The following is an 18191-nucleotide window of genomic DNA, read 5'->3' on the forward strand; positions in this document are numbered from 1 at the left end:
CATGCCTATTATCAAATTGCACGAACTGAAGCAAAAACGTAACACCATCGCCACCGATATGCGCGCTCTCAACGACAAGATCGGGGATACCGCCTGGACGGAGGAGCAGCGTACCGAATGGAACAAGGCCAAGGATGAACTGACCAAGATCGATCAGCAAATCACCCGAGAGGAGGAATTGCGCGCACTGGATCAGACCTTTGTTGATGATAACCAGAATGAACAGCGCCAGCAGTTGAACAAAGACAACCCTGAGCACAAACAGCACGAAATCCGCGCTGCTGCGTTCGATAAGTTCCTGCGCCAGGGCTTTGCCGAGCTGAGTGCCGAAGAGCGCGCCGCTGTACGTGAGCTGCGCGCACAAGGCACCTCCCCAGATGAGAAGGGTGGCTACACCGTTCCTACCCAGATGTTGGCTAAAATCGTCGATGCCATGAAAGCCTACGGCGGTATTGCAAGCGTGGCGCAAATCTATAACTCGTCCAATGGGCAGGACGTTACCTGGTCAACGTCTGACGGCACGGCGGAAGAAGGGGAGTTGCTGGGGGAAAACACCGCAGCATCTGAGCAAGATGTGGAGTTTGGTACCGCGATCCTTGGCGCGAAAAAACTCAGCTCCAAAATCATCCGCGTTTCTAACGAGCTGTTGCAGGATAGCGGGGTTGATATCGAGGCGTATCTGGCTGGTCGTATCGCTCAGCGTATCGGGCGCGGTGAAGCCAAATACATCGTTAAAGGTACCGGCTCAGGCACACCAGTGCAGCCTAAAGGACTTGAGGTATCCGTAACCGGTACCGTGGCGGCCAAGGCGGTAACGCTCGATTGGACAGACATCAACACCCTGAAACACAGCATTGACCCTGCCTACCGAAACGGGCCAAAATTCCGCCTGGCGTTCAACGATTCCACGCTGAAAACGCTCACTGAACTGGTGGACGGTAATAAACGCCCGCTGTGGTTGCCAGATATTGTCGGTGTTGCGCCTGCGTCGGTGCTGGGCATGCAGTACGTTATCGATCAGGCGATCGACAGCATGGCAACGGGTAAGAAGTTTATTTACTGCGGTGATTTCGATCGCTTCATCCTGCGCCGTATTACCTACATGACACTGAAACGCCTGGTTGAACGTTTTGCCGAGTACGATCAGACCGCGTTCCTGGCCTTCCATCGTTTCGACTGTGTGCTGGAAGATACATCAGCGATCAAGGCGCTGACCGGGAAATAATCATTATTCCGGCGTATCCCCGCACCGCTTCGGCGGTTTTTTTATGCCTGCAATCTGGCAACAGGTTGCAGGTAAGGAGCATTGATGAAGCCAAGCATCAAGCAATTGCGCCTGCAATGTCGTCTTGATGACGATGATGATTCAGGCGATGAGCTGTTAACGCTTTATGCGGGCGCTGCCCGACGCAAGGCTGAAAATTATACCAATCGGACGCTTTATGATGACTCAGTTCCCGAGGGGCAGAGTGAAGGGCTGTTGGTCAGTGATGACATTATGCTAGCCATCATGCTGGCGGTCGGTCACTGGTACGAAAATCGGGAAGATACCGCCGACGTACAGAAAGTCAGTATTCCGCTCGGGTTTAAGGCTCTGCTGGAGCCCTACCGATTTATTCCGCTGTAAGGGGGCGCTATGCAAGCAGGCCGACTGCGGCACCGTGTCACCATTCAGAACTTTGTCCCGGTGGAACTCGCTTCCGGGCAGGAGCTGGAGGAGTGGCGCGACGGCAAGACTGTTTATGCAGAGGTGAAGGCGATCAGCGGGCGCGAGCTGGTGGCATCCGGCGCAGAGAAGGCAGAGGCCACTATCCGCGTTTGGATGCGTCACCGCACCGATGTTACCGCCGCCTCCCGGCTTTTGTGTCTGAATGGCCCGTTTAAAGGGGCCGTGCTGGAGATTACCGGCCCACCGATCCCCGATCCCAAGGGAACCCGGCTGGAAATTCTCTGTAAAAGTGGGGTGAAACCATGATCAGCGGCAATCTGGATTTTTCCGGTCTGCTCGACATTTCGAAGGATTTGGAACTGTTAAGCAAAGCTGAGAACCGCAACGTTTTACGCCAGGCTACGCGGGCGGGTGCAAACGTGCTCCGTGATGAAGTTCGAGCGCGGGCGCCGAAGAAAACCGGCAAGCTGGCGCGCAATGTCGTTGCTGTGAACATGCGGGCAAAAGATGGTGGGGCGGTTGCCGGGGTGCATATCCGGGGCCGCAATCCACGAACGGGCAACAGCGATAATTCGATGAAGGCCAGCAACCCGAAAAATGCTTTCTACTGGCGATTTGTGGAGCTGGGGACGGTGAAGATGGCACCTGTACCGTTTATCCGACCCGCATACGATGCCAAAGAGGGGGCGGCGGCAGAGGCGGCGTTTGCCAAGGTCAATGAGGCGATCGATATGGTACTGTCCAAATGACCGAAGCCGATCTAAACCCGTTGTTAAAACCGCTTGTGGGCGGGCAGGCTTATCCCTATGTCGTCAAACTTACGCCGGAGGGGCAGCCAGCGGTAAAGCCACCGTGGATCGTCTACACCGTTCCCGATGAAAATCGGGGTGATGTGTTCTGCGGTAACGCTGAAACTGCCTACATGGTGCAGATCGACGTGTACGCCAGCAGCATTGACGAGGCGAAAGCTCTACGTCAGCAGGCCGAGGCGGCGGTAACCGTGCTGTCACCTGCCGAAGTCCATCTATTTAGCGGTCACGAACCCGAAACCGGCCTTTTCCGCGCCTCATTCGAATTCCGAGTGTGGCAGTAACCCATACCATTGACCATGACCCGCTACGGCGGGTTTTTTTATGTCTGGAGAAATCACATGACAAGTAAGTATGAAAAAACACAAGGCACGGTGATCAGCGTCTCCGCTGGTGAAGTCAGCGAAGCTAATCCTGTTGGTGTTACCTGGCTTGCCGCATCGTGCAGCACAAAGGAACTCAGCTACACAGGCGGCCAAAAGGCTGATATTGAAGTTACCACGCTGTGCTCCGAAGAGCAGGAGATGACAAACGGCCTGAAAGCCCCCTCTGAAATGACCATCGGTAAAAACTGGAGCGGTTACGATGCTGCCCAGGATTCCCTGATGGATGCCTATGAAGACGACAGCCGCCGCGCTATTCGTATCGTATTCCCTTCCGGTAACGGCTTTGCCTATCTTGCCGAAGTGCGTCAAAACAGCTGGAGTGCGGCCACATCCGGCATCGTATCTGCCTCATATACGCTGCGCATCATTGGTAAGCCTGTGCGGATTTACGCTGTAAACATTCCAGTGACCGGTGTCACCCTGGACAAATCCACGGCAACCGTTGCCGCTGGTGCCAGCCTCACCCTGACCCCAACGATTGCCCCGGCGTCAGCCACTAACCGCGGCGTGACTTGGACATCTTCCGCCCCAGGCAATGTGATGGTGACCAATAAGGGCGTTATCACCGGCCTCACACCTGGTACCTCAACAATCACCGTTAAAACCACGGACGGCGCTAAAACCGCAACGTGTGTTGTGACCGTTACAGCAGCCTAATAGGAGCGCTAACCCATGGCAGCAAAGAAATTAAACCTCAAGGCGCTGGTGTCAGCGCCGATGGCGGGCTTTCGCACCAAGCTGGTTGAGGTCGCCGAGTGGAATGGGGCAAAGGTGATCCTGCGTGAACCCTCGCCAGCAGGTTGGGGCCGGTGGCGCGAGGTTATGGAGCCTGAAGAGCCAAAAGAGGGCGCAAAAGCGGTTGAGCTTTCAATCACGGAACAGACGCAACGCAACATCCGCGCTGATGCTGTGATGTTTATCGATGTTCTGCTCGATGAAGATCAACAGCCTGTTTTCACACCGGAAGATCTGACCGAAGTTCTTGGCTTTTACGGGCCGGTGCATTCACGGCTGTTAAAGCAGGCAATGGCTTTGCAAACATCGACGGAAGACGCTGAAAAAAAGTCAGAGAGCCAGAAACCTTCTTCTTGATGCAGTTGGCTCTACGCCTCGGCAAAACCCTTGGCGAGCTTCAGCAATCTATCAGCGTCAGTGAATTGCGCATGTGGATGGCCTTTGACCGGATAAGCCCAATTGGCGATGACCGTAATGATTATCACGCCGCGCAAATCGCCGCCGCTGTTTTCAATGCCCAGCGAACAAAAGATCCATTGTCCATCGGGGATATGTTGATCCGCTGGAACGCGGAGGAAGACGCGGAAGAAGAGGATACCGCTGGGCTTGAGGCATTTCTGGAAAATCTGGCTAGTTAACACCCGCTGCGGCGGGTTTTTTTATGGGTGAAATATGGCATCTCTGCGTGAGCTAATCATTAAAATTTCGGCCAACTCAAGTTCCTTCCAGACTGAGATCGCTCGTGCCTCACGCATGGGGGCCGATTACCACAGAACAATGACGCAGGGTAACCGCCAGGCGGAAAATGCGACTCGGCAAAGCCAGCGTGCACTGGCCGATCTGAATGGGCAACTGGCGACCGTCCGCAGCAGCGCATTGGCGATGGCTGGCGCGTTTGCCGGGGCATTTGCTACAGGTAACCTGATCGCCATGGCTGACAAGTGGAACTCGCTCAATGCGCGGGTGAAGCTGGCCACCACCTCTGCGGAGGATTTCAGTGCTGCACAGGCGGGGTTGATGCAGATCAGCCAGTACACCGGCTCAACGTTCGAATCAAACGCCGCTCTATTCTCGCGGGCATCCAGTTCGCTGCGCGAATACGGGTATACAACAAAAGATATCCTGTCACTCACCGATGCGCTGGCCACTGGTCTGCAGGTGTCTGGGGCATCTGCTGACGAAACGGCATCGTTGATCACTCAGCTCTCCCAGGCACTTGGGCGCGGCGTTCTGCGTGGGCAGGACTTTAACTCCGTTGCGCAATCTGGCCAGCGGATCATGAAAGCGCTGGCGGATGGTCTCGGCGTTGCACAAAAAGACCTCAAAGGGCTGGCTGACGCTGGCGAACTGACAACACCGAAGATCGTGCCTGCACTGATCAGCCAGCTCGGGCAGCTGCGAAAAGAATTCGACACGATGCCAAACAGCGTCAGCGCAGCATCTAACCGTATTAATAATGCGTTTGCTGAATGGGTTGGCGGACAGAACCAGGCCACGGGCATTACAACAACACTTGCCGGTGTTATGGATGGGCTTGCAGGTAATATCGATAATGTTGCCACTGGTCTGGGTGTGCTTGTCGGGATCGGCGCTGTGCGTTACTTCGGTAATCTAGCCTTGGGTGTGCAAACAGCCACAGGACGGATGCTGGCGGCATATCGCACAGAGGTAGCCGTTGCGGCCGCCCAGGTTGAAGGTACAAAAGCAGCTACTGCCGCAGCTCGAGCCACGCTTTACCGCGCTCAGCAGGCAAGGGCTGCGGCGGTGGGGATTGAGGCTCAAATCATTGCAGAAAGGCAGCTTGCTGTTGCACAGGGCCAGTTAGCAGCCAGCATCACGGCCCGCACGACGGCTCAAAGTGGTCTCAACGCCGTAACATCGCTGGGAACAAGGCTGGGTAGCGGGCTATTAAGTGCCGTCGGCGGGATCCCTGGGATTGTGCTTGGTGTCGGGGCCGCTTGGTACTACGTGCATGAAAAGAATGAGCAAGCCAGAAAAACCGCACTGGCCTATGGCAACACCGTTGAGCAAGTCAGAAAGCAAATGTCCGGCATGTCGATCGCTGGCTTGGAATCCACTGCTGTAGATGCCGGAAAATCTATCGCTGTGCAGCGTTCTGAAATCGCCAAAACGGAAGAAGAAGTTCGCAAGCTGAAAGATAGCTTGTCTGCTTTGACGAAAATGGAGGCCGACGCTAAAGAAAGTCCCTGGATGAGTCGTATCAATACGCTGATGTCGCTTGAAGACATCCAGCAGGCGATGATCGAGACGCAGGGGCAGCTAAGCCAGAAAAACTTTGCACTTGAGCGGCAAACGGAAACATTACGTAATACAGAAGCCCTTCGTACTCAGGCGATTAATGAATCGATAAATAAAACCGCAGCACTGGCGGGGGCTGTTGGTAGCCTTGCGGAAATGTATGCGCAGCTTAACAGAGTAACGGGCCTATCTACCTCTGTGGCAGCTCCAAAATTCGCAGGCTTGGCGCTTCCGAAGCTTGACGAAAAGCAGCAAGCAGCAATGATAAAAGTCCAGCGAGAAAAGGCACTTGCAGGGCTAAAAGGGATAGCAAAGGCCGAGCAACAGGCTATTTATGAGGCCGATGATCTAAAGCTTCCCCCTGGTCATTATGAGGCTTATGTTGCGGGTAAAGTTGCTGCTGAGAGAACAACTGAGAGCCTCACAGCAGCGACAAAAGCCCAGCAAAAAGCGGAGCAAGATGCAGCCTCCGCTAGCAAGAAATCCGCTGGGGTGGCAGGGGATTACCAGCAGAAGATAGCCAACTTGAATAAGGAAATTCAGGTTGAAGGCGTCCGACTGAAAGAGGGCGATGCGGCGGCGGCTTTATTCTCCGCGTCTCTGGAAGCCGGTACAAAGTGGACTAACGAACAGCGGGCAGGGCTGGAGCGTTTGAACAAGACGCTAGCAGAGGCAAAGCAGCGGTGGGAAGACCACAACGCGGCTATTGCTTCCGATCCCTACCGCCAGGCTGCGGACGTGCAGAAAAAGGCTAACGAGCAGCTACAACGCCAACTTGCTGATGGCGAAATCAAAAGTGCTGAGGAACTGGCTCGCCGCAAGCAGGATATCAACACTGCCTACCTACAAGCTGTGGCCGAGGCAAATCAACGTTACGCGGTTTCCGGTACAGCTGAGCTGGCCGGTAATGTCGATCCTATCCAGAACCTCGAGAACCAACTGGCAAAACGGCATGCGTTGATCGAGAGCTATGCTACGGCGGGCGTGGTAACGCAGGAGCGGGCCAATCAGCTCATCGTTGCGGCGGATCGTGAAGCGATGGAAGAACGTTACCAGGCATCGCTGCAATTTTATGCCAGTCAAGGTGATATGCAGAAGATGGCAGTCGATATGTTCCAGACCACTACAGAACGTGCAAGCAACATGCTTACCGGGCTGTTGACAGGTACCCAAACGTTCAGGGAGGGGGTGACTAACCTCTTCGCTTCCCTAACTCAATCCATCGTTCAAAACCTTATCGATATAACCGCGCAGGCGCTGGTTACCAGTTCCATCATGCAGACCATTACCGGTGTTGTCGGTGGGCTTGCTGGTGGCATTGGTGGAGCGGCATCCGGGGTTAGTGGCGCAGCAGGATCGGCAAGCACTGGTGCGATGGGGTTGAGCACCAACTTTGCAGCGTATGACCTTGGCGGTTACACAGGCGCTGGCGGTAAATATGAACCCGCTGGTGTGGTGCACCGAGGCGAGTTCGTGATGACCAAAGAGGCCACGGAACGGATCGGCGTAGAGAACCTTTACGGCATGATGCGTGGCTATGCCGATGGCGGTTTGGTTTCTCCTTCACCGGTTGCAGGTGGTTCGCTGGGTGTTCGGGCGCTTACAGCCAGCGAACCTATCGGCTCGGGCGTGGGCGGCGGTACCGGCGGAAATGTTTATGTAACGATTAACGAAAACGGTTCCACATCGGTTTCTGGCGGCGGGGAGAGCGAGAGCTTTGCGCGTGAGTTTACGGCAATTATTCAGAGGGAATACGTCAAACTGCGCAATAAGGATCTGCGCCAGGGCGGGGCAATCAATAGCGCAATTAGAGGGGGCAAATAATGGCGCTCGAAACGTTCACTTATGCCGCCCGTGTCAATCCTACAGGCGATCACTCATACCGCGTTCGCGAGGTGCAATTTGGCGATGGTTATAAACAGCAGGTTGGCGATGGGCTGAATACAGAGCTCCAAAGCTGGTCATTAACATTTGTCGGCGACTGGAAGCGCACTTTCGAGATCAGGAGTTTTTTCAAACGTCATGCCGGTTATAAGTCCTTTAAATGGATGACGCCTAATTTTGAATTGGGGCTGTTCACTTGCAATAAATATCAGGTAACCGCACTGGGCAAGAATGCCAGCGGCGATCAGATGTACCAGCTCGAAGCCACCTTTGATATAGCTTTCAGACCGTAGGAAAAACCAATGTCTATCAATGCTGATCACCAGGTGCTTGAGCCTGGGAGTAAAATTCGCCTGTTCGAAGTTGACGGTAGTCAGTTCAGCGGGCCTGAGTTGTACTTTCACAGCCACCCGATCCCGTTCACTCCGGCAGAGCTGGAAAAGGCAGGTGATTATCCGACCAAGATACCGGCAAAATCTATCTGGTTCGGCGGGCGGGAATACAAGCCGTGGCCGGTGGAAATTGAGGGGTTAGAGGTTACAAGCGACGGTACCGCGCCGAGTCCCACGCTGTCAGTCGGTAATATCGATGGTACCGTGGGTTCAATGTGCCTGGCATACCAAAACCTGGCCATGTTCAAAGTCACGATCCGCGACACCTACGCCCATTACCTCGATGCCCGAAACTTTCCAGAGGGCAACCCGCAGGCCGACGCTACACAGCAAAAGGTTGATGTGTGGTATATCGATCGCAAGATCAGCGGCAGCAATACCGGCATCCAGTTTGCTCTATCTTCACCTGCTGACTTGCAAGGCATCATGATCCCCACCCGGCAGATCCACAGCCTATGCACCTGGTGCATCCGTGGCCAGTACCGAGGGGCATCATGCGGGTATACCGGGACCAAGTATTTTGACGCTGACGGCAAGCCAGTTAGTGACCCGTCGAAAGATGCTTGTTCTGGCCTGCTATCCACCGGCTGCGAACCCCGCTGGGGAAAAGGTAATCCGCTGCCGTTTGGCGGTTTCCCTGGATCCGCATTGCTGAAAAGGTAGTCATTCTACGGTGGTTGTCGGTCAAATACGTGAGTAATTTTTTGTTACGAAATCTAAACTGCTGATATGATATTGGGATATTCATAAAAGGGATGTGACAATGAAAAAAATTATCATGTCGGGTGTCTGTGTCTTGTTGTTATCTGGTTGTACTCCAGGAATAGTCAATGGCAATGATCATAAAACTGAATACCAAGCCCGTGAAAGGTGCGCGAGCGATGCTCGTGTTCAAAACGGAAGCTGGGCTGGTTACTTTAGTACGGCTGATTTTAAGGTGACTAAATTATCTAATGGTGACTGGCAGTGTCATCAAGTGTTTGGAGATGAACTGGCAAAACAGAAGGAGGATTCAACAGATGCTTATAAAGCGGATGAAGAAGGGCTGACTTTGAGTGAGTATAGAAAAAAAGTTGCATTACAGAATGAAAAGGAAAGGCAAGAAACCATTAATTTCTATGCAGCTAAAGAAGAACTGTATGAATCCTATCGTAAAGATGGGAAGGTTCATGTTGATTCATATAGATTATCAGATGGTTCCATTAAAACAATTTCAATTCATGGAAATAAGCGCTGTGAGTCACACACAACCGCTACGACTTCAGTATTAAACTGCAACTAAATTTTAATTTATTTGTAAATTAAAGCTCGGTTTTTTCTGGGCTTTTTTATTTATGGATGCGTATTTAGTCCGTGCAAAGTAAGGAACGTCGAACAGACCTAGTTTTGTGACTCTCCTAATTTTTTTAATAAAGAGGTAGTCATGAGAAAACACATTATCAACGCCGTTTTATTGCATGCCGAAGAAAGCTATCCGGCAGAATGCTGTGGGCTGGTGGTGCAAAATGGCCGCCGTCAGCAGTATCTCCGTTGCCGGAATACCGCGGCGGAGCCTACCGAACAATTCAGCATGCATCCGGAGGACTACGCAGCAGCGGAGGATGTCGGGGAGATCGCCGCTATCGTTCACAGTCACCCGGACGCCACCACGCAGCCGAGCCAGCTCGATATGGCGCAATGTGACCTGTCACAACTTCCCTGGGTGATTGCCAGTTGGCCAGAAGGCGATATCAGAACGGTTATGCCAACGGAGGACGTTAAGCCATTGCTAGGCCGTCCGTTCGTCCATGGCATCTGGGACTGCTACGCGATTGTGCGGGATTGGTACCGGCTGGAGTGTGATATCGAAATACCGAACTTCGAGCGGTCAGACGGCTGGTGGGAGCGTGGCGAAAACCTCTATATGCAGCACTACGCCGAGGCCGGGTTTATCCCGTCCAGTGGCGATCTGCGGGTGGGTGACGTAATCATTATGCAGGTACGTGCCGACGAGCCGAACCATGCTGGGGTATATCTCGGTGATGGGGTTATGCTCCACCACATGTACGGGCAACTCAGCAAACATGTTCCCTACGATGGTTATTGGCAGGCTAGGACGATTATCACGCTTCGCTATAGTGATCTTGTCGTCAAGCAGTGATAACCTGCCTCACGAAATATCAAACAAGGAAAAGGGTAAAAATGAAAAAGGCGACTCTGATTATTTTTAGTATCCTGTGGCTTTCTGGATGTGTGTCGAAATCTGAAAGGTCAGCACAGCAAGCTGAAATTGAAAAAACGATTCCTATATGTCAATCCGATAAGCAATGCGTAGCAGCTTGGTCTGGGGCTAGGCAATGGATTAATGAAAATTGCGGAATGAAGATACAGACATATAGCAATGATTATATTGAAACGTATAACTCAATTGGAAGCTCAGCTGCTACATCATGTCAAGTAAATAAAACCCTACTGCCAAATGGTATTACAGCGATAAGTATAAAAATACAATGCGCAAATATGATTGGATGCGTGCCAGATCAATATGAATCGGTCATGAAATTCAACAAGGATATAAATAACTATATTAGTCAGTTTGCTCCGATAAAACTCGGATTTGTTATAGGAATGGCAACCAAAAACGGTATTGAAGCAAAATCCGCCTCAGATTCTTTTGGGTTGCTGATTCGAAGTGTTGTGCCAGGAGGAATTGCTCAAAGTAACGGTTTGCAACCAAATGACATAATAACTTATGTAAACGAAAACCGCGTTGTTAAACTCATTGATTACGGTAATTTAATTGATAAGCACGCGCGAGGTGATAAATTAATGTTTTCCGTTTTAAGAAATGGAACTGAAGTGAAAATTCCAGTCATTATTTAATTGCATATAAATGGTATTTTTATAAGCCCGCCTAGTGCGGGTTTTTTATTGGACTGAGCATGAATACTTCTATAAATAAATATAGGGTTGTTAGGCTTTACGGCGTTCTTGGTGCAACATTTGGCAGAGTTCATGAACTAGTTGTATCTACGCCACAAGAAGCAATCAAGGCGCTATCCATAACCATTCCAGGTTTTGAACGATTTTTGCATACAGCAAAAGAAAGGGGGCTGACATTCTCGATATTTGTAGGGAAAAACAATATCGGTAAAGATGAGTTGGAGTTTTCCGGTAGCGATGATATCCGCATTGCACCAATGATTATTGGCAGTAAAAAGGCGGGTGTTTTCCAAACCATCTTGGGCGCGGTAATTGTAGCAGCCAGTGTCGGATATGGAGTATTCACAAACGACTGGGCTGGCGCAATGTATGGTTTCCAAATGGGCGGGGCAATGATGTTGGGGGTGTTGTGCAAATGCTTTCACCACAGCAGGGCGGCCTAGCTCGACGCGAAAGCCCGGATAATAAGCCGTCATATGCCTTTGGCGGGCCGGTGAACACCATCGCCCAGGGTAATCCCGTCCCGATTCTCTACGGCAAGCGCCGGATCGGTGGTGCCATCATCTCTGCGGGGATCTTCGCCGAAGACCAGCAGTAAACAATCTGCATTCCTCAATGGCCAGCCTAGCGCTGGTTTTTTTACGCCTGGAGAAAATTAATGGCAACAATTGAAGGCCACAAGGGGGCGGTGGTGATGCTCATACGCCTGTTGAGTCCCCTGACTCCCTGCAATCTACCTCTTACGCCAAAATCCTGCTTGCGCTTGCCGAGGGAGAATTGGCCGGTGGCTTAGACGGAAAAAATATCTTTCTCGATGGCACCCCGATCATCAGCCCAGACGGCTCGGAAAACTTTCCTGGTGTGAAGTGGGAGTTTCGTTCTGGCACCCCCGACCAGGACTACATTCCCGGCATGCCGGATGTTGAGAACGAGATAACCGTTGGTACCGAACTCACCAGCCTAAACCCGTGGGTTCGTTCGCTGACCAACACCCAACTTTCAGCTATTCGCCTTCGCTTCTCATGGCAGCAGTTGCAAGAGCAGTGGGATAACGGTGATGTGGTGGGCTACCGCATCGAGTATGCGCTCGACGTTGCCACTGATGGCGGTGCCTACCGGGAAGTGCTGAAAACTGCGGTCGATGGTAAAACCACGACAAAATACGAGCGCAGCCATCGCATTAATCTACCGAAGGCCACCACCGGCTGGCAGGTGCGTGTACGGAGGATCACGCCCAACAGCACAAGCAACCGTATTGCGGATAAGATGGTTATTGAGTCGATCACCGAACAGATCGACGTGAAACTCCGGTACCCAGAAACGGCTCTGTTATTCGTGCAGTTCGACGCTAAACAGTTCCAGAGTATCCCGCAGGTTTCCTGCGAGCCTAAAGGCTCTGTGATCCGCATCCCCACAACCTACGACCCCGTAAAACGGACTTATACCGGCACTTGGAACGGCAGCTTTAAATGGGCATGGACGAATAACCCCGCCTGGGTGTTTTACGATCTGCTTATCAACGACCGCTACAGCATCGGCAGCCGGGTAAAAGCCGAGAACCTGGCGCTGACGAAATGGGACTTATACGCCATCGCTCAGTATTGCGATCAACTGGTACCCGATGGTCGTGGCGGCAGCGGTACCGAGCCACGCTTTCTCTGTGATGCCTACATTCAATCGCAGGAGGAAGCCTGGACTGTTCTGCGCGACTTCGCGAACATCTTCCGGGGCATGACTTACTGGGCAAATAACAGTATGAATGCGCTGGCGGATATGCCACGCGATGTTGACTACATCTACACGCGCGCCAACGTCAAAGATGGGCTGTTTACGGACAGCAGCGCCAGTGAGAAGACACACTATAGTGTGGCAATGGTGAGCTGGAGCGACCCTGCAAACGGCTATCAGGACTCTGTAGAGCCAGTGTTCGATAACAACTTGATCCGGCGTTACAACGTCAAGCAGGCCGATTTAACGGCCATCGGCTGCACCCGTCAAACAGAAGCTATCCGCCGTGGGAAATGGTTGTTGCTGACCAACGACAAAGACAGGGTGATCTCTTTCACGGTCGGGATGGATGGCAATATCCCGCTACCAGGCTGGATTATCGGTGTGGCTGATGAGGCAATGGCAGGGCGGCCACTCGGTGGCCGTATCAGTGCGGTGTCTGGCCGCAACATCACGCTCGATCGCGTGTCTTCGGCAAAGGTTGGTGAGCGGCTTATCGTGAACCTGCCCAGCGGCAAATCACAGGCCAGGACAATCAGCGCCGTGAGCGGGAAGGTAGTAACAGTATCGACCACTTACAGCGAGCCGCCAGCGGCAGAATGCGCGTGGGCTGTTGATGCTTCCGATCTGGCTATTCAACAATTCCGTGTCACCGGTATAACGGAAAACGAAGACGGTGTTTCGTTCGATATCACGGCCATCGAGCACGACCCGGACAAGTACGCACGTATCGACACCGGCGCACGTATCGAAGACCGCCCGATCAGTGTGATTCCTCCGGGCGTACAGGCACCACCGGCTAACGTCCGGATCAGAGAGAACTCTGCGACGATCCAGGGGTTGGCGGTGGCCACGCTCTATGTGACTTGGGACAGAGCCGAGAGCGCTATTGCATACGAAACGGAATGGCGCAGGGATAACGGCAACTGGATCCCCGGTCCGCGTGTTTCAACACTGGGCTTTGAAGTGCAGGGCATTTACGCTGGCCGGTACCAGGCGCGTGTCCGGGCAATAAACCCGGCAGAGATTTCGAGCGTGTGGGCTAACGCACCGGAAATGGTGCTGAAGGGCAAGATCGGAGAGCCGCCCGCGCTTGCAAGCTTTAACACGGTTGGTCAGGTGTTTGGCATAGTGCTGAATTGGGCGTTTCCACCTGGTGCGGAGGACACACAGAGGACGGAGATCTGGTATAGCCGCCAATCGAACGGCAGCGGCAAAATGCACTTGGGCGATTACGCATACCCACAGCGCAGCCACACAATGACTGGCCTCGCCGCTGGCGTGAATTTCTGGTTCCAAGCTCGCCTGGTCGATCGTCTCGGCAATGCCGGGCCATGGACAGCGTGGACGGCAGGGACATCGAGCGACGACGCTAGCAACGTGCTGGACTATCTAACCGGGCAGATCACCCAAACACAGCTCGGTAAGGACTTACTGGGGCCGATAGAGGACGCAAGCAAGCTGCAGGACATGTGGTCTGTCAAGGTAGGCAAAACTGAAGACGGTAAGCTGTACACGGCAGGGATCGGCGTTGGTGTGGAGAACACGCCAGAGGGTATGCAGAGTCAAGTGTTGGTAGTAGCTGACCGTTTCGCTATTTTGAATACGGCCAGCGGTACCGGCTCGGCGGTATCGAGCCCGTTCGCGGTCGAGGGTGGCCAGGTCTTTATGAATTCTGCATTTATCAAAGACGGGACAATTACGACAGCGAAAATTGCTCAGGAAATAAGTTCAACAAATTATGTATGGGATCCTGACTTATCAAAGACAACAGGGTGGGCAATAAACCAAAATGGCAGAGCAATATTTAGTGATATTTCTGCCAGAGGGGAGGTGCGCGCTGATAGCGGTTACTTTGCCGGGGAGTTACGAGCATATAACGGTTACTTCGGCGGGGAGATACGTGGTGCGGATGGGTATTTTACTGGAACTGTTTTCGCCGAGAAAATTTTAGGCGATACAGTACATGTTGGAGTGTGGAATCCAATTTATGTTGTAGGCGTCAATGGAAGCAATCATAGGTATTTTAACGGCGGACTCCCTTATGCATCTGTTGTAGTTGTCCCTTATGTGAATATAGTCACAACCGGCTCGAGTCCTGGGGGCGGGCAAGTCTATATTAAAATAAACGGTGTTGATTATTGGCGTTCTAATGCGAGCGGTGCAGGATATGACTCTTATTCTACATATAGAGGTTCTATCGTAATTGATGTCCCAGCTAACGGAACGCTAGATGTTGAGTTCGGAATTACTGGAGCACCAAGTGGACACGTTTGGACAAGTACGATTCATCCCGGCCCCGGAGTTCCCGGCACTGGAGGTGCCATAGCTGTAATGGCATTCCGAAAGGGGCAAAATCCATTCTCTTCGTAGTTATGGAAAACTAACAATCACTATCACCCGCTTCGGCGGGTTTTTTATTGGAGAGTAAAAATATGGCAGTAATCAGCGGTGTATTAAAAGGACCGATGGGTGATACGCGTGTGGGTGTAGTAATCGAGTTACGCGCTGTCCGAACGTCTGCGACTGTGGTTATCCAGGCACGTTCTCAATCTGTTACTGACGCTACAGGCCGCTATACGCTGAGCGTTGAGCCTGGTCAGTATGATGTAATGATTACTGCCGCAGGTCGCCAGCCGGAGCGTGTGGGTGGTATTCAGGTGATGTTAAACTCACAGGCTGGGACGCTAAACGATTTCTTGACTATTCCCGGTGAAACCGACCTCAACCCGGAAATCGTAGCAACCGTAGACCGCATGCGGGCAGATGCTGCTGCATCAGCCGCATTGGCAAAAAGTAGCGCTGATAGCCTCACTGGTGTTTTGAAAAAACTTAATTTCTCGCCTACTACAGCAGTATCAAATGCAACTTGGCGTAAAGTTGGCACCATCAATAATATGGGCCAAGGTGGACAGACAATAGTTATTACGTTCGGCGGTACTGCTTCATATAACGGAAATACAAATGCAAATGGATTGGTTGACGTAGTTATCAGGACAGGCAGTGGTTCAGTTACCACAGTAAATGCTCCTGGGCGTGCGTCAGTGAGCGCATATGTAACGAATAGCCCTGGTTTTGTGACGTCAACGCAGTTGATTAGCGATATTGGATTAATCGAGACATCTGCAAATTCGTTTGACTTGTATCTAAAATTTAATCCATTCGTAAGCGGGATATCGGCATCTATCAGCAGCACCTCAATTACACATATAGCTGATAATTGGACTTGGTCTACAACTATGGTTGCAGACCCTGTTATTACCTTAGGTAAGGAGATTATTAAGGTATGGACAGAGGGCAGTTTACCTAACCCCGTCAGGGTTGGGGACTTCGGTCTCGGCAGCACGGCATCCACTGTTGTGTATGATGCAAGCAATGTCGGGGTAAATCAGTTTATTAGATATCCGGCAAATACACCGGGAGCTCCAACTACAGCACCATGGGCTGGATTGCAAGGTGGTTACGATGGCGCGTCGCGCTGGGAAATGTCGTGGGTCATGGGTTCAACAAGTGCCTATTTACAGACCCGATGCAGGTCAGTAGCTGGTGTATGGGGGCCATGGTCATCAATCTGGCACAGTGGAAACACCACTGTAGATGCCAACGGCTTTATCAAGAAAGCCTCCCCGATCGTGAAGCTGTTTGGCACCGGCGAGAGCGAGTTTAACGATCAGAGCCAGGGCGTTACTACTGAGCGGGTTTCCGAAGGTGTCTATCGCATATCTGGCACCCTTGGCTTTAATGCTGATGCAGAGTGGGGCGGGGTGGATGGCGGTATCGAAATCCCGACAGACCGCAATAAGTTGCCGCTAGTGTGGGTAGATTACGAAGTTGACGAAACCGGCGACCTGCTGATCAAGACGTTCCACCGGGTTAACTCTACCGCGCCGAAGTTCGCACAGAACGTTAAGACTGGATACAAGGAAGGTCAGCCGATCGACATCCCTGCAGGTCGCTGGATTGATCTGCGTGTCGAGATGCCTGGAGGCGATGAGCCAGAGTATGAGCCGGTACCGGAGGACGAAGTGCCGGAAGTCACCCCGGAAGTAACTGAGCTGGAGGGTGGCGAAGAACCGGCACCGGGTGATGTCCCCGCCCCGAACGAAGAGCCTAAGGAATAGTAACAAGGCCGGGAGAAATCCCGGCCATATATCTTTCTTTGCTGATCAGTATCCTATCATTCACCAGCCAAATCGATCTTCACACAATGATTACGCCATGCTTATACTGTATGTATGAACAGTTGTTTTGTGAGGGTTGTATGGGTTGCAAAGACGGGGATTATGACATCCTCTATCGTGGGGAAACGCGAGATTACATTCCACCCGGTAGAGTGATGTTCATTCAGCGGCCAAAGGAATGTGGCGGTGGTTACTGGCTGGGGAAAGCATACGATAATGCTTTTATCTTTGAGATAGAGCGGCCAGTGTCACTTAGTGAGGGGATTGACTACATCATGATCCTTCGGAGCGTTGAAAGGCATGCTGATGAGTTTGATGATAACTTCACGCTTTTTTGATTTTGAACGTCGCGAAAATGGCTTTTATGTCGGCAGTTTTACCATCATTTTACCATCGTTTTACCATTGCCAAATTCCAGGCATAAAAAAACCAACCGTAAGTGGTTGGTTTCTCTATCGAATATTGGTCGGCATGAGAGGATTCGAACCTCCGACCCCCGACACCCCATGACGGTGCGCTACATGATGGCGCTTATTGGAATCTTTGCTCCCATTCATCAACCCAGCCCTGAACAACCTGATGCATGCTGTTACGGCCGTAGGTGAAAAAAAGGAAATCAGGCTGTGTTCGCATATGCGCTTGGAAAAGCATTCCTTTTGCTGGTCCATGCTCATGGCGACCTTCCCATGCAAGATAAATGTCCCTGCACCTTTCTTTGGTTTCGCTTTTGGTCATGTTAGCCTCGCTTCTTCATGCTGTAGGGGGTTAAAACCGGTTATCAAAACTCGCTTTACTTATCAAGTAATCAATGACTTATAAACTATACCAAATGTGGTTAAGTCATGACAAATCAGTGTTTATATTAATATAAATCATATGGTTATAGATTTTTCGGCTATCTACTGTTACGTCATATGGGCTGGTTCGAAGCTGCTGACCTGATCGTTAAGGGCATGGAAGGCGCTATCGCTGCCAAGACCGTGACCTACGATTTCGAGCGTCAGCTGGAAGGCGCTAAACTGCTGAAATGTAGCGAGTTTGGCGACGCTATCGTTAAACACATGTAAGTGTGATTTAGCGTTGATTGATAACGGGAGCCTGATGGTTCCCGTTTTTTTTACCCTCAAAAACCTCTCCGCAAGACTGCGTAAAAGATGAGCTTTTTCATGCCTAATAACCAACCGCTAAAATCTCATTCAAGTAGATTAGTACCTCGGTTTTGAAAG

Annotated in this window: 17 protein-coding genes and 4 pseudogenes; 20 read left to right on the forward strand and 1 reads right to left on the reverse strand. The window is 51.8% G+C overall.

Annotated elements, in window-relative coordinates; all coding sequences use genetic code 11:
- Positions 1–10: 10 nt before the first annotated feature.
- The 19 genes and pseudogenes from D9980_RS05420 (at position 11) to D9980_RS05500 (ending at position 17303) form a co-directional block, all read left to right on the forward strand.
- On the forward strand, positions 11–1225 hold the full coding sequence (locus tag D9980_RS05420) for a phage major capsid protein (RefSeq protein WP_121608958.1): 1215 nt from the start codon (positions 11–13) through the stop codon (positions 1223–1225).
- An 84-nt stretch (positions 1226–1309) separates the two neighbouring features.
- Positions 1310–1627: a head-tail connector protein gene (locus D9980_RS05425; RefSeq protein WP_121606651.1), complete on the forward strand. Its 318-nt coding sequence runs from the start codon at positions 1310–1312 to the stop codon at positions 1625–1627.
- Positions 1628–1636: 9 nt separating this feature from the next.
- Complete coding sequence (locus D9980_RS05430) at positions 1637–1975, forward strand: phage head closure protein (protein WP_059199687.1); 339 nt, start codon at positions 1637–1639, stop codon at positions 1973–1975.
- Positions 1972–2418: an HK97-gp10 family putative phage morphogenesis protein gene (locus D9980_RS05435; protein WP_121606652.1), complete on the forward strand. Its 447-nt coding sequence runs from the start codon at positions 1972–1974 to the stop codon at positions 2416–2418. The genes D9980_RS05430 and D9980_RS05435 overlap by 4 nt, the downstream gene beginning before the upstream one ends.
- A 20-nt stretch (positions 2419–2438) precedes the next feature.
- On the forward strand, positions 2439–2762 hold the full coding sequence (locus D9980_RS05440) for a DUF3168 domain-containing protein (RefSeq protein ID WP_238393688.1): 324 nt from the start codon (positions 2439–2441) through the stop codon (positions 2760–2762).
- A 57-nt stretch (positions 2763–2819) separates the two neighbouring features.
- Positions 2820–3266, forward strand: a pseudogene (locus D9980_RS27230) (phage tail tube protein); the annotation flags it as partial.
- 3 nt (positions 3267–3269) lie between these two features.
- Entirely contained in the window at positions 3270–3521 is a 252-nt protein-coding gene (locus D9980_RS27235; RefSeq protein WP_314726178.1) for an Ig-like domain-containing protein, read from the forward strand.
- Positions 3522–3536: 15 nt separating this feature from the next.
- Positions 3537–3956 carry a phage tail assembly chaperone gene (locus tag D9980_RS05450; RefSeq protein WP_121606655.1) on the forward strand — a complete coding sequence of 140 codons (420 nt, stop codon included), beginning with the start codon at positions 3537–3539 and terminating at the stop codon, positions 3954–3956.
- Entirely contained in the window at positions 3956–4237 is a 282-nt protein-coding gene (locus D9980_RS05455; protein ID WP_094981909.1) for a DUF4035 domain-containing protein, read from the forward strand. Before D9980_RS05450 ends, D9980_RS05455 begins: the two co-directional genes overlap by 1 nt.
- A gap of 34 nt (positions 4238–4271) precedes the next feature.
- Positions 4272–7682, forward strand: a complete 3411-nt coding sequence (locus D9980_RS05460) for a tape measure protein (protein WP_121606656.1) — start codon at positions 4272–4274, stop codon at positions 7680–7682.
- The gene (locus D9980_RS05465; protein WP_121606657.1) at positions 7682–8035 is read left to right on the forward strand and encodes a phage tail protein; all 354 of its coding nucleotides are present in this window, start codon (positions 7682–7684) and stop codon (positions 8033–8035) included. The genes D9980_RS05460 and D9980_RS05465 overlap by 1 nt, the downstream gene beginning before the upstream one ends.
- 9 nt (positions 8036–8044) lie before the next feature.
- Entirely contained in the window at positions 8045–8797 is a 753-nt protein-coding gene (locus tag D9980_RS05470; protein WP_121606658.1) for a phage minor tail protein L, read from the forward strand.
- 100 nt (positions 8798–8897) lie between these two features.
- Positions 8898–9416 (forward strand): hypothetical protein, encoded by a 519-nt coding sequence (locus D9980_RS26635; RefSeq protein ID WP_162304237.1) that lies wholly within the window; start codon positions 8898–8900, stop codon positions 9414–9416.
- Positions 9417–9557: 141 nt separating this feature from the next.
- A complete protein-coding gene (locus tag D9980_RS05475; protein WP_121606659.1) occupies positions 9558–10274 on the forward strand; it encodes a C40 family peptidase in 717 nt (238 codons plus the stop codon).
- A gap of 41 nt (positions 10275–10315) precedes the next feature.
- On the forward strand, positions 10316–10996 hold the full coding sequence (locus D9980_RS05480) for a PDZ domain-containing protein (RefSeq protein WP_121606660.1): 681 nt from the start codon (positions 10316–10318) through the stop codon (positions 10994–10996).
- 59 nt (positions 10997–11055) lie between these two features.
- Positions 11056–11654: pseudogene (locus tag D9980_RS05485) on the forward strand (tail assembly protein).
- A gap of 80 nt (positions 11655–11734) precedes the next feature.
- Positions 11735–15157: pseudogene (locus D9980_RS05490) on the forward strand (DUF1983 domain-containing protein); the annotation flags it as partial.
- A 62-nt stretch (positions 15158–15219) separates the two neighbouring features.
- On the forward strand, positions 15220–16905 hold the full coding sequence (locus D9980_RS05495) for a prophage tail fiber N-terminal domain-containing protein (protein WP_121606662.1): 1686 nt from the start codon (positions 15220–15222) through the stop codon (positions 16903–16905).
- 110 nt (positions 16906–17015) lie between these two features.
- On the forward strand, positions 17016–17303 hold the full coding sequence (locus D9980_RS05500; RefSeq protein WP_238393689.1) for a hypothetical protein: 288 nt from the start codon (positions 17016–17018) through the stop codon (positions 17301–17303).
- Between the two features lie 193 nt (positions 17304–17496).
- Here the strand turns inward: D9980_RS05500 and D9980_RS05505 are convergent, their stop codons facing one another.
- Positions 17497–17700 carry a hypothetical protein gene (locus D9980_RS05505; protein ID WP_121606663.1) on the reverse strand — a complete coding sequence of 68 codons (204 nt, stop codon included), beginning with the start codon at positions 17698–17700 and terminating at the stop codon, positions 17497–17499.
- A gap of 164 nt (positions 17701–17864) precedes the next feature.
- On the opposite strand from D9980_RS05505, the pseudogene D9980_RS05510 reads away from it, so the two are divergent.
- A pseudogene (locus D9980_RS05510) lies at positions 17865–18032 on the forward strand (isocitrate/isopropylmalate family dehydrogenase); the annotation flags it as partial.
- Positions 18033–18191 lie beyond the last annotated feature (159 nt).

Source organism: Serratia sp. 3ACOL1, assembly GCF_003668775.1.
Lineage (GTDB): Bacteria > Pseudomonadota > Gammaproteobacteria > Enterobacterales > Enterobacteriaceae > Chania > Chania fonticola.

What these genes read in the sequence shown, in the direction of transcription:
- D9980_RS05500 (WP_238393689.1), top strand. Translation starts at nt 17,016, where the DNA reads ATGTATGAACAGTTGTTTTGTGAGGGTTGTATGGGTTGCAAAGACGGG.
- D9980_RS05495 (WP_121606662.1), top strand. Translation starts at nt 15,220, where the DNA reads ATGGCAGTAATCAGCGGTGTATTAAAAGGACCGATGGGTGATACGCGT.
- D9980_RS26635 (WP_162304237.1), top strand. Translation starts at nt 8,898, where the DNA reads ATGAAAAAAATTATCATGTCGGGTGTCTGTGTCTTGTTGTTATCTGGT.
- D9980_RS05470 (WP_121606658.1), top strand. Translation starts at nt 8,045, where the DNA reads ATGTCTATCAATGCTGATCACCAGGTGCTTGAGCCTGGGAGTAAAATT.
- D9980_RS05480 (WP_121606660.1), top strand. Translation starts at nt 10,316, where the DNA reads ATGAAAAAGGCGACTCTGATTATTTTTAGTATCCTGTGGCTTTCTGGA.
- D9980_RS05435 (WP_121606652.1), top strand. Translation starts at nt 1,972, where the DNA reads ATGATCAGCGGCAATCTGGATTTTTCCGGTCTGCTCGACATTTCGAAG.
- D9980_RS05450 (WP_121606655.1), top strand. Translation starts at nt 3,537, where the DNA reads ATGGCAGCAAAGAAATTAAACCTCAAGGCGCTGGTGTCAGCGCCGATG.
- D9980_RS05465 (WP_121606657.1), top strand. Translation starts at nt 7,682, where the DNA reads ATGGCGCTCGAAACGTTCACTTATGCCGCCCGTGTCAATCCTACAGGC.
- D9980_RS05475 (WP_121606659.1), top strand. Translation starts at nt 9,558, where the DNA reads ATGAGAAAACACATTATCAACGCCGTTTTATTGCATGCCGAAGAAAGC.
- D9980_RS05430 (WP_059199687.1), top strand. Translation starts at nt 1,637, where the DNA reads ATGCAAGCAGGCCGACTGCGGCACCGTGTCACCATTCAGAACTTTGTC.
- D9980_RS05505 (WP_121606663.1), bottom strand. Translation starts at nt 17,700, where the DNA reads ATGACCAAAAGCGAAACCAAAGAAAGGTGCAGGGACATTTATCTTGCA.
- D9980_RS05425 (WP_121606651.1), top strand. Translation starts at nt 1,310, where the DNA reads ATGAAGCCAAGCATCAAGCAATTGCGCCTGCAATGTCGTCTTGATGAC.
- D9980_RS05460 (WP_121606656.1), top strand. Translation starts at nt 4,272, where the DNA reads ATGGCATCTCTGCGTGAGCTAATCATTAAAATTTCGGCCAACTCAAGT.
- D9980_RS05455 (WP_094981909.1), top strand. Translation starts at nt 3,956, where the DNA reads ATGCAGTTGGCTCTACGCCTCGGCAAAACCCTTGGCGAGCTTCAGCAA.